The following is a 2565-nucleotide window of genomic DNA, read 5'->3' as shown; positions in this document are numbered from 1 at the left end:
GATTGACGGCAAGCTTGTCGAGATAGCCATTGACGCCGGCGTAGATCACCGCAACCTGCTCTTCCGTTTTCAGCGGCGAGAACTGTGGCTGCTTCAAAAGCTCGGTCAGGCGCGCACCGCGGTTGAGCAGGCGTTGTGTCGAGGCGTCGAGATCGGAACCAAACTGCGCAAAGGCCGCCATTTCGCGGTACTGAGCCAGCTCACCTTTGATCGAACCAGCAACCTGCTTCATCGCTTTGATCTGCGCGGAAGAGCCAACGCGGGAAACCGACAGACCGACGTTCACGGCCGGACGGATACCCTGGTAGAACAGGTTGGTTTCAAGGAAGATCTGACCGTCAGTGATCGAGATCACATTGGTCGGAATATAGGCCGACACGTCGTTCGCCTGGGTCTCGATGACAGGCAATGCGGTCAGCGAACCGGCGCCGTTGTCGTCATTGAGCTTTGCAGAGCGCTCCAGCAGACGGGAATGCAGATAGAAAACGTCGCCTGGATAAGCTTCGCGGCCCGGAGGACGGCGCAGCAGCAGGGACATCTGGCGATATGCCACGGCCTGCTTGGACAGATCGTCATAACCGATCAGTGCGTGCATGCCGTTGTCACGGAAGTATTCGCCCATAGTGCAACCGGCAAACGGCGCCAGATACTGCATCGGCGCAGGATCGGAAGCTGTGGCAGCAACGATGATCGAATATTCAAGCGCGCCGCGCTCTTCGAGAATCTTGACGAACTGCGCAACCGTCGAACGCTTCTGGCCGATAGCGACGTAGACGCAATACAACTTTTCGCTCTCATTGCCTGCATCGTGAGCCGGCTTCTGATTAAGGAAAGTATCGAGAATAATCGCGGTCTTGCCCGTCTGGCGATCGCCGATGACCAGCTCGCGCTGGCCGCGGCCGACGGGGATCAGCGCATCAATAGCCTTGAGGCCAGTCGACATCGGCTCATGCACCGACTTGCGCGGAATGATGCCTGGCGCCTTGACGTCAACGCGCGAACGTTGCGTTGCCTTGATCGGACCCTTGCCGTCGATCGGATTACCGAGCGCATCGACAACACGGCCAAGCAATTCCTTGCCAACGGGAACGTCAACGATGGCGCCGGTCCGCTTGACGGTGTCGCCTTCCTTGATGTCTCGGTCCGAACCGAAAATAACGACGCCGACATTGTCGCTTTCGAGGTTCAGGGCCATGCCGCGGGTACCGTCCGGGAACTCGACCATTTCACCGGCCTGAACATTGTCCAGACCATATACACGAGCAATACCGTCACCGACGGACAGAACCTGACCGACCTCGGAGACCTCTGCCTCCTGGCCGAAATTCTTGATTTGCTCTTTCAGGATTGCGGAAATTTCCGCGGCACGGATGTCCATCAGCCGACCTCTTTCAGTGCAAGCTTAAGCGAAGAAAGTTTTGTGCGAAGTGAAGTGTCGATCTGGCGGGACCCCAACTTGACGATGAGACCTCCAAGTATCGACGGATCAACAGTGACATTGATTGTCACGTCCTTGCCGGCGACGCTTTTCAGCGTGGCCTTCAATTCTGTCTGCTGCGCCGCCGTCAGGGCATGCGCCGAAGTAACGTCCGCCGAAACCTCGCCGCGCTGCGCGCTGGCGATCTGGCGAAATGACTGGATCATGGCAGGCACCGCGAACAGGCGCCGGTTTTGCGCGACGACACGCAGGAAATTGCCGACGAGGCCGCCAATCTTGGCCTTTGTGAGGATGGCGGAAATCGCCTTGACCTGATCGCCAGGTGAGAAGACCGGGCTCAGAACCAGTCGCTTCAGATCGGCACTACCATTGATGAGAGCCTCGAACTCGCCGAGATTCTTCTCCACCTCGGCAACGGATTTCGTCTCCAACGCGAGGTCGAACAACGAACCCGCGTAACGCTGGGCAACACCGGTAATGAGCGACGAAGTTTCTGCCACGAACGACAAGCTCTCTGCGTTGGTGCCAAAAATCTGGAAACCGGAAAGGATTTTCGGTCAAATCTTTGGCATTATTGATTTTTTTACCGCCGAAGGCACAACCCGAAAGCCGTATCCGACGAGATTTGAATGCCGTCTAGCATAGGAACTCAGGACTCGCAACACGCGAATCCCCTAAAAAGGCCGTCCCAATCGCCGCAGCTCTGGATAATTATGAGCAACTGATTCAACTAATGCTGTCATGTTTATGCAATGAAGCCGAAGGCAAAGAGCAAGGGGCCCGTTGCCAACGCAATTTCGACAAGCACTGATATCCAGTTATAAACCGTGTTGCCTCGATCCGACATCATGGAGATCAGGCGACCGAAGACCGTAAAGCCCCACGAAACGCCAAGCGCGATCCAGAGAAAGGGCTGGGAGAAAACCAGGGCGCTTAGCCCAAGTCCGAGATAAAATCCGGCAAACGTGGCGCGCACTTCAGATATGGCTTCAGGCCGCTCGGGTTTGGTCTGCAGGCGCATGATTTTCAGTGCGACGCGAGGAGCAAAAAACAGGATCAATCCGAAGATGACTGTGATTGCCGCTGACAGCCAAGCCAGCCATTCGCCTGTAGTCGCCGGCCAATAA

At 56.5% G+C, this 2565-nt stretch carries 3 protein-coding genes; all 3 read right to left on the bottom strand.

Annotation, left to right across the window (positions count from 1 at the left end):
• A partial coding sequence (gene atpA, locus ACXJ5O_RS24050; RefSeq protein WP_457302103.1) for a F0F1 ATP synthase subunit alpha occupies positions 1-1378 on the bottom strand: 1378 nt, incomplete at its 3' end.
• Positions 1378-1938, bottom strand: coding sequence for a F0F1 ATP synthase subunit delta (locus ACXJ5O_RS24045; protein WP_457302102.1), 561 nt, complete (start codon positions 1936-1938; stop codon positions 1378-1380). The genes ACXJ5O_RS24045 and atpA, both read right to left, overlap by 1 nt.
• Positions 1939-2183: 245 nt before the next feature.
• Positions 2184-2565: AGROH133_08824 family phage infection protein (locus ACXJ5O_RS24040; RefSeq protein ID WP_457302101.1), on the bottom strand; the 382-nt coding region annotated here is incomplete at its 5' end.

It is taken from the genome of Phyllobacterium sp. P5_D12, from assembly GCF_054049495.1.
This window is presented reverse-complemented; position numbering and strand designations above follow the sequence as displayed.